The 16,720-nt window shown below is 36.5% G+C and carries 14 protein-coding genes; 8 read left to right on the top strand and 6 right to left on the bottom strand.

Translation table 11 applies throughout. From position 1 onward, the window contains the following. Nucleotides 1-101: 101 nt before the first annotated feature. Nucleotides 102-1,388: a hypothetical protein gene (locus ACXACJ_RS08050; RefSeq protein WP_475133839.1), complete on the top strand. Its 1,287-nt coding sequence runs from the start codon at nt 102-104 to the stop codon at nt 1,386-1,388. Between the two features lie 53 nt (nt 1,389-1,441). Here the strand turns inward: ACXACJ_RS08050 and ACXACJ_RS08045 are convergent, their stop codons facing one another. Beyond that, entirely contained in the window at nt 1,442-2,218 is a 777-nt protein-coding gene (locus ACXACJ_RS08045) for a S1/P1 nuclease (protein ID WP_475133838.1), read from the bottom strand. Nucleotides 2,219-2,370: 152 nt separating this feature from the next. Continuing rightward, a complete protein-coding gene (locus ACXACJ_RS08040; protein WP_475133837.1) occupies nt 2,371-3,474 on the bottom strand; it encodes an MBL fold metallo-hydrolase in 1,104 nt (367 codons plus the stop codon). A gap of 262 nt (nt 3,475-3,736) precedes the next feature. On the opposite strand from ACXACJ_RS08040, the gene ACXACJ_RS08035 reads away from it, so the two are divergent. From ACXACJ_RS08035 to ACXACJ_RS08005, 7 genes are read left to right on the top strand one after another with little or no spacing between them, the layout of a single operon-like run. Then, entirely contained in the window at nt 3,737-6,340 is a 2,604-nt protein-coding gene (locus ACXACJ_RS08035; protein WP_475133836.1) for an SLBB domain-containing protein, read from the top strand. Continuing rightward, nucleotides 6,340-7,407, top strand: coding sequence for a Wzz/FepE/Etk N-terminal domain-containing protein (locus ACXACJ_RS08030; protein WP_475133835.1), 1,068 nt, complete (start codon nt 6,340-6,342; stop codon nt 7,405-7,407). The genes ACXACJ_RS08035 and ACXACJ_RS08030 overlap by 1 nt, the downstream gene beginning before the upstream one ends. Nucleotides 7,408-7,452: 45 nt before the next feature. Further along, complete coding sequence (locus tag ACXACJ_RS08025) at nt 7,453-8,751, top strand: O-antigen ligase family protein (RefSeq protein ID WP_475133834.1); 1,299 nt, start codon at nt 7,453-7,455, stop codon at nt 8,749-8,751. Continuing rightward, nucleotides 8,714-9,697 (top strand): glycosyltransferase family 4 protein, encoded by a 984-nt coding sequence (locus ACXACJ_RS08020; protein ID WP_475133833.1) that lies wholly within the window; start codon nt 8,714-8,716, stop codon nt 9,695-9,697. The genes ACXACJ_RS08025 and ACXACJ_RS08020 overlap by 38 nt, the downstream gene beginning before the upstream one ends. Nucleotides 9,698-9,734: 37 nt before the next feature. Continuing rightward, complete coding sequence (locus ACXACJ_RS08015; RefSeq protein WP_475133832.1) at nt 9,735-10,664, top strand: glycosyltransferase family 4 protein; 930 nt, start codon at nt 9,735-9,737, stop codon at nt 10,662-10,664. Next, a complete protein-coding gene (locus ACXACJ_RS08010) occupies nt 10,661-11,599 on the top strand; it encodes a hypothetical protein (RefSeq protein ID WP_475133831.1) in 939 nt (312 codons plus the stop codon). Before ACXACJ_RS08015 ends, ACXACJ_RS08010 begins: the two co-directional genes overlap by 4 nt. Before the next feature lie 13 nt (nt 11,600-11,612). After that, nucleotides 11,613-12,584 (top strand): NAD-dependent epimerase/dehydratase family protein, encoded by a 972-nt coding sequence (locus tag ACXACJ_RS08005; protein ID WP_475133830.1) that lies wholly within the window; start codon nt 11,613-11,615, stop codon nt 12,582-12,584. 218 nt (nt 12,585-12,802) lie between these two features. Here ACXACJ_RS08005 and ACXACJ_RS08000 read toward each other — a convergent pair whose 3' ends face one another. From ACXACJ_RS08000 to ACXACJ_RS07985, 4 genes are read right to left on the bottom strand one after another with little or no spacing between them, the layout of a single operon-like run. Next, nucleotides 12,803-14,035, bottom strand: a complete 1,233-nt coding sequence (locus tag ACXACJ_RS08000) for a lipopolysaccharide biosynthesis protein (RefSeq protein WP_475133829.1) — start codon at nt 14,033-14,035, stop codon at nt 12,803-12,805. 55 nt (nt 14,036-14,090) lie between these two features. Continuing rightward, the gene (locus tag ACXACJ_RS07995) at nt 14,091-14,942 is read right to left on the bottom strand and encodes a TauD/TfdA family dioxygenase (protein ID WP_475133828.1); all 852 of its coding nucleotides are present in this window, start codon (nt 14,940-14,942) and stop codon (nt 14,091-14,093) included. A gap of 11 nt (nt 14,943-14,953) precedes the next feature. Next, nucleotides 14,954-15,964, bottom strand: a complete 1,011-nt coding sequence (locus tag ACXACJ_RS07990; protein ID WP_475133827.1) for a glycosyltransferase family 2 protein — start codon at nt 15,962-15,964, stop codon at nt 14,954-14,956. A 10-nt stretch (nt 15,965-15,974) separates the two neighbouring features. Further along, nucleotides 15,975-16,718: a WbqC family protein gene (locus tag ACXACJ_RS07985; RefSeq protein WP_475133826.1), complete on the bottom strand. Its 744-nt coding sequence runs from the start codon at nt 16,716-16,718 to the stop codon at nt 15,975-15,977. Between the last annotated feature and the right edge of the window lie 2 nt (nt 16,719-16,720).

Raw genomic sequence — 16,720 nt, 5'->3', positions numbered from 1 at the left:
AGATGACAGAAACCAATATGGATTTTATTATTAATTTCCTTGTACAGCGGTTATTAAAATGAATTCAGCTATATTTCTACCATATTAAAAACACTATAATTTTGAGCCGATTAATTCTATTTTTTGCTCTACTCAGCTTTCCTTATTTCATTCACGCCCAAGATTCAGATATGGAGAATTTTGAGAAGTTGAACGCTAAAATTGAAAAAGCGAATAAGGCAGTTCAGAAACAAATCAAAAAAGTTGAGAAGAAACTTAGAAAGCTAGACCCTCAAAATGGGGTGGAAAAAGTGGATTCTCTGGTTACTTCTAAAACCTCAAAATTAAAGGAAAGCCTAGCTGCAGATTCCGTTTATCAGCAATTGGAAAAATGGAAACAGAAATTGGCCAAAGATTTAGAGTTAACGCCTCCCAAACTGGATGTTACTGAAAACCTTCAATCTTCAATCAAAGAGTTAGATCAACTCCAAGGTTTATATAGCTCAGTAAAGGCCAAAACCTTAAATCCTGAAAACTTGATGCAGAGTTTTTTAAAGAAATCTCAAATTTCTGGGCTGACATCAAAAATGACAGAGCTGCAAAAATTAACATCAAATTATAAAAACTTCTTTAAGGGCTGGGAGGGTAAGCTTTTAGAAAAGGCCACAAATATTGAAGAAATAAAAGTAATTAAGGATCAGCAGAAGCTGATGGCTAATTACAAGCCTCTGCCGGAAGGTTACCGAAAGAACATGAAGGGTATGCAAACCAATGATTTTGTTAAAAAGCAATTGGAGGCCAAAGCAAAAGAGTTGGAAAAACTTGGAAAGGAAAGTTTGCAGGAAAAATTTGATATGGCTCAAGAAAAGATTGCTGAGGCAAAGGAGAAGTTTCATGATTTAGACAATTTAAAGGATAAACCCAAAAGAGTGCCCAATCCATATCAGGGTACTTCTTTTTTGAAACGGTTAAAATGGGGAGGTAATTTTCAAGTTAATGAGAAAAAGCCATTGGTAATAGATGCAGCTTTGCAAGTTTCTTATCTATTGAATAGGCGATCTCGATTTGGGCTAGGGGGCTCGTATAGGGCTACTTTTGGAGATGTAAAACAGCCTAGCCCCACTATGAAACGAGATGTGATCGGTTCAAGAGCTTTTGTAGATTACACTGTTTTTAAATCTATATTTTTTGAAGGTTCGGGAGAGAGAAATAGCTATAAACCTCTATCTGTTACAGGTGAAAAAATGGACAAGAGGATTTGGAACACAGCAGCTTTGATAGGCGCTGGGAATAGATTCTCAATCACTCCCAAAATCCGAGGGAGCATTACCATTCTTTATAACATTCTCCACAACACAAAAAGTGTATATCCCAAACCTTTTGTGATCAGAGCAGGTTTTGAATTCTAAACAAAAAGAGCCAGCAATTAGCTGGCTCTTTTTGTTTCAGGAAGAACTTTCTTCTATTTATAAATCTCATTGATAACTCCAGCTAAACGAACGCCAGCCTGAGCTACTCTTAACTCAATAATGTCGAAATACTGATAAGAATATTGATAGCTGATACGACCATTTTCAGGCACATCGTAAACTTCATCTCTATATTGCATCGATTCTTTAGCCCAATCACGTACCGTAGCATTTTGCCAATCTTTTACTTGCTGTTTAGTTGGGTGATTTACTAAATCTGCAAACTCGGTGTAACTGTATTGTTTTAAGTCAATCAACTTGCTGTCCCAAACGCTGTGTAAATTTGTATTTCCGCCAAAATATTGAACTTTCACATCGTTTCCACCTTTGTCTTTTCCGTTACCAACATGCAAAGGCTGATGAACATCGCCAACCATATGAACCAAAAACTTAAGGTTGATCGCTTCTTGTTCAGGAGTTAATCCTCCTTCTTTCAATTCTTTGATCACCTTTTCCAAAGCCCAAACTACATCTCCACCTTCTTGTTTTGGAGCAGTTTCGTAAGTCATGCCATCAGGAATGGTGCAATAGTGCCAAGTGTTAGCGTAGTCAAAAGTATGATCCGAACGAACCTCATCCATCCAAGTGCTTACATCTGCTAATGTCTCGTATCCAAGCACTCTTTTTACATTTTTCTGAGCCTTTTTGCTTAACATGCCATCGGCAATATGCCCAATGGCTCTGTGTCCAATTTGGCCCCAAACCACCTCATCCTTCAAATTGTTATGGCCAAAAATGAAAAGGCTGGCCAACAGAATTAATTTCTTCATATCAGTTTAATTATGGAAAAACGAAGATTGATGAAAATGCCTTACAATTTCCGTTCCTTCCCTTAAGTTTTTGTTAATGATCGAAGGCCAAAGTTATGATAAAGTTGTTTTACATCGATGGCGAAGGGCAAGTCAATTCAGTAAAGCTTATTTTACTTCAGCTCACTCCACCAATCTTGGGTTGTAATGGGCTGATTCATGAATATAATTTCTCCCAATTTTGGGGTGCTTAATTGAACTCCCAACCTTTCAGCTTCAACTACACATCTTTCAATAGGATCCTTCCAAGCATGAAGTGCCAAAGGAAAACCAGCCCAGTGAACAGGAGTAACGGTTTTTACATGAGCATCAATAGAAGCCTGAACCGTTTCTTCCGGATACATATGAATGGCGTGCCAAAGCTCATTATACTGACCACATTCCATAAATCCCCAGTCGAATGGTCCCAATTTTTCACCTACGGTTTTAAAATGTTGGTCGTAACCGCTGTCTCCACTCCAATAGATGGAATATTCATCGGTTTTTAAAACATAGCCACCCCAAAGTGATTTAGCACGATCCGTCAATCCACGGCCAGAAAAATGGCGCGTAGGGGTAAAAGTAAGTTGAATGCCTTCAAAAGTAGCAGAATCCCACCAATCCAATTCTGTAATGTTTTGGGAAGGAATACCCCACTTAGTTAAATGCCTTGCAACGCCTAGGGAAACAAACCAGGTATTTACTTTGGCCTTTAGCTTTTTGATGCTCGCTAAATCGAGATGGTCGTAATGATCGTGGGTAAGTAAAATGGCATCTATTAAAGGAAGTTGATCAATAAGTTCTAGTGTATTTTCACTGAACCTTTTGGTAGGAAATGGAGCAATAGGAGCTGTATCTGGCCCAAACATGGGATCGATCAATAAATTTTTGCCATTCAATTGAAGCAGGGCTACGGAATGTCCATACCAAACAAACTTGGGTTGTGTTGGATTTTCATTCCACAATGCTGAATTGAAGGGAACAATCGGAATGGGGCTCTCTGGTATTCTCACCTGTCTATCGGTGAATTGCGCTTTCAACAAACCCGGAAGTGTTTTCAGATTCACATCCATTTCCGTTACCGATTGATTTACGAATTTTTTGCCATCCCACTGTTTTGATTCGGCATATTTTGCCTTGTTATCAGCCGATACTTTTTCCCCAAATTGAGGGTTGAAATTGAGAAATAAGATAAAACCGAGGGCTAAAACAGCCAAGATGCTCAGGGTGATAACCATTTTTTAAAAAAACTTAAAGAATTCAATATGCCCTTAAGGTAAAAACGGGGTAATAAGTTCTGAGAAAGTGCTCAAATTTCAGATTAATTGAAGTAGAAGTCATTTAGATTTAGCTATATCATTAAACAGTAAACTTAATGATGGCGATTAATAAGTGTCAGCGCATCAGATACATGTTAATAACGTCAGTTTATTAAACATTTTTTTATCTTTGCGCCTCATTCTTCATCCGGGCAGTCAAAATAAACAAACAACTCAGTTAATGTTAAAGAACTTTATTGTGCTGATCAGCCGATGCTTGATTTTTTCTCTTTTAATGGGAGCTTTTTTTGCTCAAGCACAAAACTCATCACTCGTAGACGTAAGCGGAATTAATGTCGATCAACTCTCTGATCAACAGGTGATTCAATATTTTCAACAAGCTGAGGCACGGGGCTTTTCTCTTTCTGACTTAGAAAGTTTGGCCATTCAGAGAGGTATGTCTCCAGAGGAGATTGGTAAACTTCGTCAACGCATTTCCTCATTACAATCTGAAAAGAAGATTGTTGCTGGAGAAGCCAAATCTGGATCTATCCAAATAACCGACCAAGATATTTTCGGATTGTTAACCACTTCTACAGATAAACTCAATGCCACAGAAAGTAAGGTTTTTGGCTTATCACTTTTCAGAAAGAATAATTTGTCATTCGCACCTAATTTGAGTTTACCAACCCCCGTAGATTATGTTCTTGGCCCTGGCGATGTTTTAGTACTTGATTTGTGGGGGGCTTCTCAAGAATTATTCAATCTAGAGGTTTCGAATGAAGGGTCGGTAAGACCACAAGGAATTGGTGTTGGGCCAATATATGTTAATGGGTTAACCATAAAACAGGCAGAACAGAAGATTATTGATAGAATAAGCCAAGTTTTTGGAGGCTTGAAGGCTAAGGATGACAAACCTCAGACGGTATTTTATCAAATGAGTTTGGGACAGATTAGGAGTATCAATGTAGAAGTTGTAGGCTCGGTGGAACAAGCTGGACTTTATACGCTACCCTCGTTAGCCACTGTTTATACCGCTTTGCACGCTTCAGGAGGGCCATCCTTTTTAGGTTCTTTCAGAAATATCAAACTTATCAGAAATAACAAGTTAGAAACCACTATCGACATCTATTCCTTCTTGACTTCGGGTATTAGAAATGATGACGAAAGACTTAGGAATGGAGATGTGATTATAGTTCCTTCATTTTCGATCCGTGTAAACTTAACTGGTTTGGTAAAACGCCCTGGTTTTTATGAATTGAAAGAAGACGAAACCTTATCCGATCTAATTGCTTTTGCAGAAGGCTTTAGAGACACTGCTTTTGAAGAAATTATTACAGTGAAAAGAAACGGGGCGGTGGAACAAGAGATTTTTGATGTGACTGCCAGTGAGTTCAATAGCTTTAAATTAAAAAGTGGAGATCAAGTAGAAGTTGGAGCTATTTACAACAGATATGGTAACAGGGTTGTTTTGAATGGTGCAGTTTTCAGACAGGGTGAATACCAATTGACCGATGGACTTTCAGTGAAAACATTGATTGAAAAAGCAGGAGGTTTAAGAGGCGATGCTTATACAGAAAGAGCTAATCTATTCCGATTAGAGACGGATTTTTCTCAGACGATTATTCCTTTAAATATTTCAGCCATAATGGCTGGTACAGAGCCTGATATCACTTTGCAAAAAGAAGATGTAATTAACATCAATTCAGTTTATGATATTCAAGAAGAGCAATATGTTCAAATAGGAGGAGAAGTACTTAAAAATGGTGTTTTCCCTTATTTCGATGAAATGAATCTTCAAGATTTGATTGTGCTTTCTGGTGGTTTAACTCAAGCTGCAAGAGGTTCTTTTATAGAAATATCCAGAAGAAATATGGGAGACCTTCAAAATCAGTTGGCAGAAATCGTTTCATTCAATATTCCTGCTGATGGAGTTTTGGCCAACCAAGATAAAAATTTTACGCTTCAGCCTTTTGATCAGGTCTACATCAGAAAATCTCAGAATTACTCCATCCAAAGCCAGTTAACGATTGAAGGAGAAGTAGTAGCGCCAGGTTCTTACACCATAAGTAGAAAAGATGAGCGTATTTCAGATATTATAGCAAGGGCTAAAGGCCTGACAAGCTATGCATATCCTAAAGGCGCTATTTTAATCCGTAACACAGAGTTTATTAAAGGCGAAAGTGGCGAATTGATAAGTATTGATGAGTTGAACCGACTGAGACAAAAAATTCTGAGAGGTCAATCACAAGTTAAAAATACAGCTGAAAACCAGTTGCTTGAGAGAGTTGATCTTTTAAAAAGTAAACTTGAAATTTCTAATGGTGTAGATGTTGAAGGAAGCAAATTTAAAGGGGGTCTGATAAACAGTCAGATTAAAAGAGATTCTTTAATTGATGATGTAAATCTGCCTAAACAAGAGCCAGTTACTCTTTATTTAGATGAAATCATGAGTCAGCCTGGAAGTAGATATGACATCGTGGTAAAACCAGGTGATATCATTTCAATTCCTGCAAAAACGGAAACGGTAAGAGTTTCAGGCGAGGTGAGTACCCCAATCAATCTCCTGTATAACAAGAATAGCAACTTCAAAGATTACATCGAATTATCTGGTGGTTTCTTACAAACTGCTAAAAAGGGTAGAAGTTTTGTGCAATATCCGAATGGAGAAAGAAGAGGGGTTAAACGTTTTCTCTTCTTGAAGCATTACCCTAAAATTGAGCCGGGCTCATCTATTGTAGTGGCCCGAAAACCTGCTCGAAGACCTGCCAATATTCAGTCTATTTTGGCTGTAACATCATCATTGGCCACAATTGCATTATTAGTGAATAACATCAGTAAGTAATGAGCCAAGACAAAGAAATTTCGATTATTGATCTTCTAAAGCATATTTGGAGGAATCTTCGATTGGTGATCTACATTGCTTTCGGTTGTGTGGTTGTTGGTGCTATAGTGGCTTTTACTACTCCAAAGGAATGGCGAGCAACTACTAAGGTAGTAATGAATTCATCATCTTCTGGTGGCGAGATTAACAGCTCATTGAACAGACTTGCTGGGTTGGCTGGTATCAATTTACCTGACCCGACCTCATCTAGAGTAAATTTGCAGGTTTTAGAGCAAGTAGTGAAAGAAGACGACTTTATCTTCACCTTAATGGATCAAAAGTTCTATTTGACAGAAATTAATGATTCAATTCAGTTTAGGGATTATTGTGCTGAGTATTTAAAGCCTGACCTGATGAAAAGAGTTCTCTCTGTTCCTGGTAAAATTATAGGTTTTTTAAGGGGTGGTGGAGATGATAAAGGCCCTTCAAATACTAATAATGATTACATCTTTGTTAGCCAAGACCAAAGCAAGCTCTTTGAAGCCATAAAGGACAGAATTACTGTTATTCCAGATCCGCAAACCAGTATTACTCAGGTAAATGTAGTGATGCAAGACCCTTTCATCGCGGCTCAAATCACACAATATGTTCGTACTTTCATTGAGAAGTATATTATTGATCTAACCTCAAAAGAGGATAAGAATTTACTTGAATTTGTTGCAGCTCAATTAGCAGAGAAAAAGCTAGAGTTCGAAAAGGCTCAAACGGAGTTGAATAATTTTAGAGATACCAATATTCGTTTGGTTACGAACAGTTCTAAAGCGGAAGAACAAAAAATATTGAACGAATACAATATGGCTTATCAGCTTTTTATTGGTATGGAACAAGCCTATGCTGACGTACAAATCCAGCTTAAGAAAAAGCTTCCGATCTTTCAGGATTTGAGCCGGATTACCGTACCTACAGAGGCTATTAAACCTAAAAAGTTAATCATTCTGGCAGCATCATTTTTTATGGGGATTGTATTTGCTTGCCTTTATCTGATTGTCAGAATGCAATTTGAAAGCGTCAACAATGAAAAAGCCTAGAGAAAAGGCTAATGATAGTCAATTGATGATAAGGGTCTGCCAATAATGAACAGACAGTTTTTTCTTCTGGCTCAAGTTGTTATAACCTCTCTTTTGTTCTTTTCAGTAGAGGCTTATTTGATTGCCTTCTTTGCTGTATTAATCCTTACCCTGGACTTAAAGGACAATAGGTCTTGGATAGTGATGTTGCTTTTTAGCACGAGTTTAGAAGCATTTAGTCTTTTTGGGTTTAAGGTATATGATTTAATTGTTTTAATTGTTCTTTTCTTCAACCTGAAAAAGGGACTTCATAGCAAAGTATATTTTCAGTTTATAGGCTTTTTAATTGTTCTCACCCTTTACATGGTGGTTTCTATTCGAAAAGGAATAGGCTTTTCAGAACTTTATGCAGATTATTTAAGGTATTTCTTCTGCTTCTTTTGGCTGATTGCGGGCTACGATCTAAAAAAAAATGGAGTTAGCCAGAAGCAGTTTGATATACTTATGCTGATTCCATGGGTAATGGTTATCCAAGGCGGCTTTTATTTAATTTCCAATAATTTGAACCTTGGTTTTGCGACCCATTCATTCCTAGTTACATCTGAATTGAGTGGCTCACGAGAAGGTGAAGTTCGTGTTGCGGGGCTTTTTACCGACCCGAATAAATACTATATCACATGGTTTTATCTCTTAGCTATTTTTCTGGTTCTTTTTAAAGGTCGGCTTAGTAATAAGTCCTTATCTGTTTTATTGGCCTTTACGGTGTTGGTTGCTTTTGTTTCATTAAGTAGAACCGCCATTTTGGTCGCGGCATTATTTGTAGTGATTACAATCTTCCTTGATCTCTATTATCGCATTCAATTCAGGGAAACCTTCGTTTTACTTCCTCTAATTTTAGTCAGCTTGATTGCCTTTTTTGTAATCGATTGGAACCAACTTTTTTTTGAAATGACTTATTCGTTGAGAGGAGAAAGGGTGAGCCAATTTAGTGGTTCGCTGGAGTCGGAAAAGCGATTTTTGAATTGGATATTGATTCTGAATGATATGACATTCAGCAATATTTTAATAGGGAATGGATTAGCCACAAAGGATTTTTGGAGTAACAATTTTATGCAGCCACCGCACAACACATTGTTGGGTGTTGCTTATCAATTTGGAGTGATTTTTACGCTATACTTCTTAGGTTTTTTCTGGGTGCTGATCAAAAAATATAAGCGCTTAATCATACCTGTTTTGTTTTTAACAATAGCGCCAATGCTGGTTATCGACTTGTTCGGTTTCCGCTTGCTATGGTTCCTTTTTGCTGTACTCTATTTAACTAACGAGAATGAGGATAATTCTATTTACCAAAAATTTTGGGCCTAGTTTTACAGGAGCTACAAAGCACACTTACACCTTATTAAATCAACTATCTAGATACTTTGATATCATAGTTATTTGTAAGCACGTAAGCTCAGGAATAGAAGAGGCCGATTTCAAAATTGTGAGGTTTACGAATGTATTCTCGGCAATAAGCGCATTGCTTAAAAACTCAAGTAGAAATGACTTATTCTATAATGACGATCATTTAGTCTATCTACTTTCTTTGACCAGAAGAAGGTTTATTCATACCTATCATGGCAATTGGCCAGATTTGATGAAGATTTCTTTTGGTTATTTTATCAAAGGTCTCTATTTCATTCCTTTGTACATCATTGGTTTTTTTGGTAGTAAGAGAGTTGTGCATGTTTCTCGTTATATGTTGAATAAATGGAAATGGGCCAATAGAAATTCACGGGTTATCTATAATGCTACTTATGATGTCACTACCCAATATCAACCTGTGTCCACCAAAAAAACGCTTAAGGTTATTTGCTTGGGAAATGTAATCCCTCGAAAGTATGGCTTGTTGCTGAAGTTGTTAAAAAGTGGCAATTCGAACCTTTTGGATTTCCATATTTTTGGTAATTTAGAGCACTCAATCCTCATTCAAGAGCTTAGGAAATACCCTAATGTTTTTTTACATGGGTTTTCCAATTCCATCAATTTTTCTGATTACGATCTGTTAGCATGCTTTAGTGAAAGTGAAAACATTCCTTTGAGCATTATAGAAGCTATGGCTTCGAATTTACCGGTTGCTTCAACAGGCGTAGGAGGTATTTCAGAGGTAATCAATGATAGTAATGGGGTCATTATAGATCATATCAAGAATTTAAGAGAATTAGAAGCCTTGGTGAGCCAAAGAACTTTTTCATTCAATGATATGGAAGTGATCAATCAATTTGTAAAAGCACACGCATCAAATAAATATGCCGAACTCTTTAAAGGATAAACATTTCATTCTCGCTGGCCCTACCCAAAGAGGTGGTGTGGCATCCTTTAATAGGCGTTTGTATAATGCGTTGTCGGAGGAAGGATTCCAGGTAAGTTTTCTTTCTTTAAAGGGTGGGCAAAATAGCATATCCCTTTCAAAATTGATTTTTTCAAAAAAGAGTGATTTGGTATTTATATCATCGCTTTATACATGCTATCTGCTGCTTTTTTCTTTTTATAAAAAAGTATTCATTCTACATGGATTCAGACCTTTTAATCAGGGAGTGATAAAGGCAATGTTTTCATATTATTCAATGTATTTCGGAGGTAAACGAGCTGAATATGTGATTGCTAACAGTGAACTGACAAGCTCGTTTTACAAACGTTTCATGAATATTGATTCAACTGTGTTTCCATTGATTTTTGACTCCGAAAAGCTGAAAAAAGAAAATGGGCAAGAGAGTATTATAAAAGATATTGATCTGCTTTTTGTTGGGAGATTAGAAAGTCAGAAAAATGTAGATGTCATACTCAAAGCTCTTGCAGAATTTAATCTTCATTCATCACACCCAATCAATTTCCATATAGTAGGTGATGGAGCAGAGCTTAATAAGCTTAAGAAACTTACCAATGATTTAGGGCTTCAAAACTATGTTCATTTTGCAGGCTATTTACCAAGTGATCATGTCGAGAAGTATTATCAAAGGGCAAAATGCTTTGTTAGTCTTGGCCTTCTAGAACCGTATGGTTTGGTATTTGAAGAAGCCATTAATCATGATTTACCTATGATAATTCATAGATACTCTGGCATTTTGGAGTTTTATAAGACTCCAAAATTCTTTCCTGTAGCTTTAAATAAAATCGATATTCTTTCTGCATTACGAGCAGTATTCATAGATAGTTCATACGCGAATTCAGCTAATGATTTGGCATATGATAGCCAGAAAATATATTTCCATAATAACCTTTTAGAATTACTAAAGTGATTTCAATTACCTTCATTTCAGGGCCATCTCGCTGTGGTTCTACTTATTTAGATTACAAATTAGGCCTAATGGAAAATGCGTTTTCTTTAGGTGAATTAAGGCAACTAGTAAAGCGTTCGATCAAGTTAAATGAGAAGTGTGGTTGCAATGTTTATTTTTCAGAGTGCGATACTTGGAATGCCATCCTAAAGAATTTTTCTCAGAATAATGACCTTGAAAGGTTGATGGAATTGGATGCTAAAATGAGGTCGTCTGTCCATTACTTTTTGCCTTTTCTATTTACGAAGGAAAGGTCGGAGTATCGCCAATTGATGAAAGGTCTTATTTATAGTATCCATGAGGTTACTGGTGCCAATCATATCATTGATTCTTCTAAAACTGGTTACTTCGCCAGCTTGGTTTATGACGATCCCGATTATGATGTGAATTACATTATGCTTTATCGCAATCCATTGGGTACAATATCTTCAATGGGAAAAACGAGAGAGAGATTTGAGCATAATCCTAACAATGAAGATAGTCTAAAAACTATGCGCAAAACGGGAGTTTTAGCTTCGGCCTTATTGTGGAATTTGAGATCTTTTGAAAGTATGCTGCACAGTTTTAGCTTTCAAAAGAAGTTTCTTATTCAATATGAAGATATGGGCAGCCCTGAGATGGAAATTTTCTTCCAAAGAAATTATCCACCCAAAAAAACGAATACTGCGGTACATCATTCATTAAGCGGAAACCCCTCTAGGTTTAGTAAAAGTTTCTTGGTGTTTCAACCTGATTTAGGGTACAAGAAAAAGAGCCCTTTATGGAAGCTCACAACACATGTTTTAGTAAGTCCGATAAATATACTCTTAAAGATCTATGCCCTATCAGCCTCTAATCCACAGCATGCATTAAAAGAAGAAATGGAGCAGTCTTCACAAGTTTTTGTTAAATCATAATTCAAGTTTAGAGATGAAAGTTATAATCGGAGGGTCTGGATTTATTGGCACAAAGCTGTCTGACATTTTATCTGAGAATGGAGATTCAAATTTTGTGATTTTAGATAAAGAAGAGGGAAGCAAATACACCAAAAGCACTACTGTAATAAATGTTCTGGATTATGAGGCGCTAAAGAGCTCATTGAAAGGAGCAAAGCAAGTCATCAATCTTGCTGCAGAACATAAGGATAATGTAAGCCCGATTTCGCTTTACTATGATGTGAACGTAACTGGAGCCGAAAATGTGTGTAAAGCCTGCGTTGAAAACAATATTAATAAGATTGTCTTTACGAGTTCAGTAGCCGTTTATGGACTAAATAAACCCAATCCCGATGAAGATTTTCCTGCGGATCCTAGCAACCATTATGGGAAAAGTAAATACGAAGCAGAGCTGGTTTATAAAAAGTGGTATGATGAAGATCCTGAAAATCGCTGCTTAATTATAATTCGCCCTACAGTTTGTTTTGGAGAAGGGAATAGAGGTAATGTATATAATCTCTTCAAACAAATGAGCAGTGGTAAGTTTTTGAGAATAGGGAAGGGAGAGAACAGAAAATCTATGGCTTACGTAGGGAACTTAGCTTCGTTTCTTCATTATTCGGCTGAAAACTTCAATCATGGGCTTCAAATTTATAATTATGTAGACTCGCCTGACCTTACCACTAACAACATTATCAAAGTTTGCGAAGACAGTTTAGGTTTAAATATTTCCAAAGTTAGAATTCCATATAGGTTAGGTTATATGGCAGGATTAGGCTTCGATTTGTTATCAAAAGTGAGTGGAAAAGAATTGCCTATAAGTTCTGTAAGAATTCAAAAATTCTGCGCTACTACTCAATTTAATGCTCAAAAGGCACACGGTACAGGATTTAAAGCCCCATATACCTTATCTGAAGGCATTGCCAATACTTTAAAACATGAGTTTGTAAATTCTACGGAAGACTAACTGGACTTTCTATTCAATAGAAATAGAAAGTACTTTTTGAATTCAAAGAATGAAGGATTTCTGATGAGAAGGTTCAGGGCTAAATAGCAAGCCATCATTAAAATGGAGATTAAAGGGATTTGTATAAAGGCTGAATATTCTGCTAGATAATTCAATATGGCCCATCCCAAAAAAGCTGATATTCCAGCGGTAAGCCAAGTAGGCAACATGTCTTTTAATTAAGTCAGGGTTCCGTATCCAATTAGTTTCTGGCTATAGTAGGTGTTGATGAACAGGGCTATGTAAGAGATTGAAACCATTCCCCAGAGTATAACATATATGCTTGAAAATAAGCCTATAATGATTACTAAAGAGACTAACATCTGTCGAATGAAAGCTAGTTTAAGGTACAAGTCTGTTCTACCAAATACCTTATAAACATTCAAGTTGAAATTATGAATGGGGTAGAGAATTGAAGATAAAGTAAGGATTTGGAAATAAGGAACAGCTGGAAGCCACTTTTCAGTGAATAAAGTAACGAATATGGGTTTGGCTAAAACGCAAAGCACAAACATGATAGGTGTTACCAGAAAAAACAATGACCTAAGAATGGCTCTATATGTATTGGACAAACTTTCTTGGTTGTCTTTTATTTTGGAAAGAAGAGGGTAAGTAACCTTAGATATGATTTGAGAAATAAGATCGGAGGGATAGACATTATAAGTTTTTGCTCTATTATAATGTCCCACCAAGTCAACTGTAAATCGCTTACCAATTACCACTGAATATATTTCATTAAAAATCACATTGAAAACTCCTGCTACCATCAGTTTCGAACCGAAGTTCCAATGGTATTTGATTTTCTCTTTACTATAGTGCCATTTAGGAATCCAATCAGATTTGAGCCAAATGAGTACAGATGTGATGGCCTGTGTGGTCAGTTGTAATGCAATCAAACTCCAGACACCGTAATTATTGTAAGCCATGTAAATCCCAACACTGGAGCCTATAATTACGCCAGGCATACTTAAAAGTGTTAATCGTTTGAACGACAATTCTTTGATTAATATACTCTTCTGAATAGATGAAAAGGCTGTGATCAATATGATGATGCCATACACTCGGAGAATATCTTCAAGAATAGGTTGCTCAAAATAACTAGCTACCAAAGGGGCACTGAAAAAGATAATGGTATAGAGAACTATACTAATTGCTAGGTTGGTATAGAATACGGTGGAGAAGTCCAAAGAATCTGAGTCATTGTCTCTTATAATGGAATTTCCCATGCCGCTGTCCACAAGAACGTTTCCCAAAGAAATGAAAATCATGATCATTCCCACCAAACCAAATTCTTCAGGACTAAGAATTCGGGTCATAAGAATTGCAGTTAAAAACATGCAAAACTTAGTAAAGAAACTATCTATGAGGGTCCAGAGAATACCGTTTCTGGCCTTTGTTTTAAGTGATGTCAAAAGCTCAAATCCAATTTAGACAATAGACACTTGATTTTATAGAGCAATTCTTGGGTCATACGGTTTCAGCCAATTCTGATGAATCAACAATATTCTCTTCCTTTTTAAGATTGAATCGAACTCTTAATAAGTGTCTATTTTCATCCTTAAATTCACTTCTGCCATGAAGCATTGTCAGGTTATTAATGAAAATTAAATCCCTATTCTCCAAGTAAAAATTAAGAGTATTGGCCGAACTCAATATTAATTCTTTCAAAAACTTATAAGCTTCAACTTGTTCTTCAGAGCATAAATCTGGTCGAATATCTAAAGCCTTCTCCAAAGTATCTACTCTAAAACGAATTCTTCCATCTGAAAGAATTGGACCAAAATTAAACTCTACTTCTTCAGCACTTCTTTTGAAAACATTAGGCACAATAAATGGAAAATCAGTTTCTCTAAGCGCCTTTTCAATTCTTATTCCTTCTGGGCTCGACCTTAACTCCATAAGAATATGCTCCATGCTTAGCAGAAAGGATTCTCCACCACCACAGTTGGCCTTTTTAAGTGTAAGCAAAGCAAAGGCTTCTTCTGGGCTATAGCTGTATTGGCTGTCGGTATGCAATTGTGCTTCATGGCTATGCTCTGAATAGGTAACTACACCTTTGTTCATGGCTCCATTCGATTTGATATCCCAAACTATGGAGTTGTTAACATCATGAGAAATTGGATCTCCGATTAGATTGGTAGTTTTCAGGATTAATTCATGAGCAGAAGGAATATCATTAGGATCAAAATCACAATTTCTAATCACCAAATAACCAACCTTGTTCAGTTGATCTTTGATAAACGGAGCTAATTCAAAAATGCTCAATTCACTTTTTGCAAAGTCAAAAATATTGAGTTCTGGAGAAGAGTTTATATTCATGATTTATAATGTTATCCTTTTACTTTTTCTGATAGCCAATACTTAAATATTTGTGGCATAGAAGTTCCACTGCGTTTTGCGTAGTACTTTGATTCTTTTAAAAATTCGAATTTCAAGCGCTTTTCAAATTTTATCATACCGAAGAAGTAACCCATATATTTGAGAGCCAAACTCCTTTCCATACTAATTCTCCTTTCTTCGGTGTCTGCAATATGCGATATGAGGAATTTTCTGGTTTGAAAAGTTAAATTCATACGTTCAGCTAGAGGTAAGGAGCTGTAGCTGCTTGAATCGTGATAGCGGTAAACTGATGGCATTACATCATGGAGGTAACGAGCTTTGCCAAAAAGGCTTAGTCTTGCGCGTAATAACATGTCACCCAAAACCACATTTTCCATTCCTTCTTCAAACTTGTCGAAAAGGTGGTTCTTATATACTATTGAAGCTGTTGGGATGACCCTTTCTATCATTTCTTCTCCTTCCAAAGTTGTGTCCTTATCGTAAGGCAAGAAATTGCTTCCTTCTTCAATATTCTGACCAGGTCTAATACCAATGGCGTCATGAAAACTCATGACATGGTCAGGGTTATTTTCTAAAAAGGTTACCCTCTTTTCTAACGCATAGGGATCTCTCCAGTAATCATCCGCCTCACAAATAGCTATATACTTCGCACTTTGAATCATATAGTTGGTGTAAAAGCTATTAAAGAGGCCCGTTGGCTTATTATTCACTCGAATATTATTCTCTCGAGTGTGTAAATAAAGTCTAATCTTATTCGGATACCGCTCAGCATATTCAATACATAGCTCCCTGGTTCCATCAGAAAACTCATCTTCACCCAAAACAATATCGAAATCGAATGATGTTTTTTGCATCAAAATGGAATCCAAGCAATCTTTTAAGTATTCTATATGATTGTAAGCCAATACCTTAACCGAAACAAGAGGAGTGGAGCTCACCTGATTCGGATATTCTATAACTTCCTTTTTTTGATATTTCTTCTGAAAAGTCTGTAAGTCCATTTTACTCAGATTAAACGAGCTTGTAGTTTTTGATTTTTGATTGTACAGTTGGTATTCCTTGGTGCATCAGCTCATCTATAATTGAGAGATAAGGCACAAAAGGATGTTTGAATTGAGCATATGGATCACTCTGTTTTGAATGAATGAAAAACAGGTTTAAGCCATTATCAATAAATTGTTCTTTGTCGTAAAGCTCAGTTCCCCCAATTGGGTTGATGTAAGTATGCGCTCCTTCTTTTCGGCAAATATCAATTACTCGCTGGGTTTTAACTTCTAATCCCGATTGATGAGCATTGGCTTCCAGATTCACCTCAAGTTCATTAAAAGCCGAGTTTTGGAATGAAATTTCAGTTTTGATCTCAAGAATATTACAGAGCGCAATGATCAATTGAGAATTCAGCCCTTGAATGGTTGTATAAACCTTACATAAATTACTTTCTAAAAGACCGAAGACTTCAGAAAAGTAAGAGGCTCTTTTATAGTCGAAATAGATTCTTTTTAAAAGTTGAGAAGCCCAAGCATTGGAATTGTCAATTTCTATTTCGCTAATCAGTTTGTTTGAACTAGCATCTTGAACGGGCACATTGATAAAATACGGCTCTCCAGTCGAATTATTCAACAGACGATTTCTTGTAATCCAACTTCTCTTTCTAAATGTTACGCGATCATAAATAATAAATTTGTCCACCGAATCGATGAGCTGAAAGTACCCTATGTAAGGGAAGAAATATGCCTGCATGATCCCTAACTTCATTT

It is taken from the genome of Roseivirga sp. AWQ4_251 (genome assembly GCF_056158225.1).
The sequence above is the reverse complement of the archived record's forward strand: the minus strand, read 5'-3'. Positions and strand labels throughout refer to the sequence as shown.

Bases quoted from the DNA above. Each gene is read 5' to 3' on its own strand.
- ACXACJ_RS08035 (WP_475133836.1), top strand. From the start codon at position 3,737: ATGTTAAAGAACTTTATTGTGCTGATCAGCCGATGCTTGATTTTTTCT.
- ACXACJ_RS08040 (WP_475133837.1), bottom strand. From the start codon at position 3,474: ATGGTTATCACCCTGAGCATCTTGGCTGTTTTAGCCCTCGGTTTTATC.
- ACXACJ_RS07990 (WP_475133827.1), bottom strand. From the start codon at position 15,964: ATGGACTTACAGACTTTTCAGAAGAAATATCAAAAAAAGGAAGTTATA.
- ACXACJ_RS08020 (WP_475133833.1), top strand. From the start codon at position 8,714: ATGAGGATAATTCTATTTACCAAAAATTTTGGGCCTAGTTTTACAGGA.
- ACXACJ_RS07995 (WP_475133828.1), bottom strand. From the start codon at position 14,942: ATGAATATAAACTCTTCTCCAGAACTCAATATTTTTGACTTTGCAAAA.
- ACXACJ_RS08025 (WP_475133834.1), top strand. From the start codon at position 7,453: ATGAACAGACAGTTTTTTCTTCTGGCTCAAGTTGTTATAACCTCTCTT.
- ACXACJ_RS08045 (WP_475133838.1), bottom strand. From the start codon at position 2,218: ATGAAGAAATTAATTCTGTTGGCCAGCCTTTTCATTTTTGGCCATAAC.
- ACXACJ_RS08030 (WP_475133835.1), top strand. From the start codon at position 6,340: ATGAGCCAAGACAAAGAAATTTCGATTATTGATCTTCTAAAGCATATT.
- ACXACJ_RS07985 (WP_475133826.1), bottom strand. From the start codon at position 16,718: ATGAAGTTAGGGATCATGCAGGCATATTTCTTCCCTTACATAGGGTAC.
- ACXACJ_RS08005 (WP_475133830.1), top strand. From the start codon at position 11,613: ATGAAAGTTATAATCGGAGGGTCTGGATTTATTGGCACAAAGCTGTCT.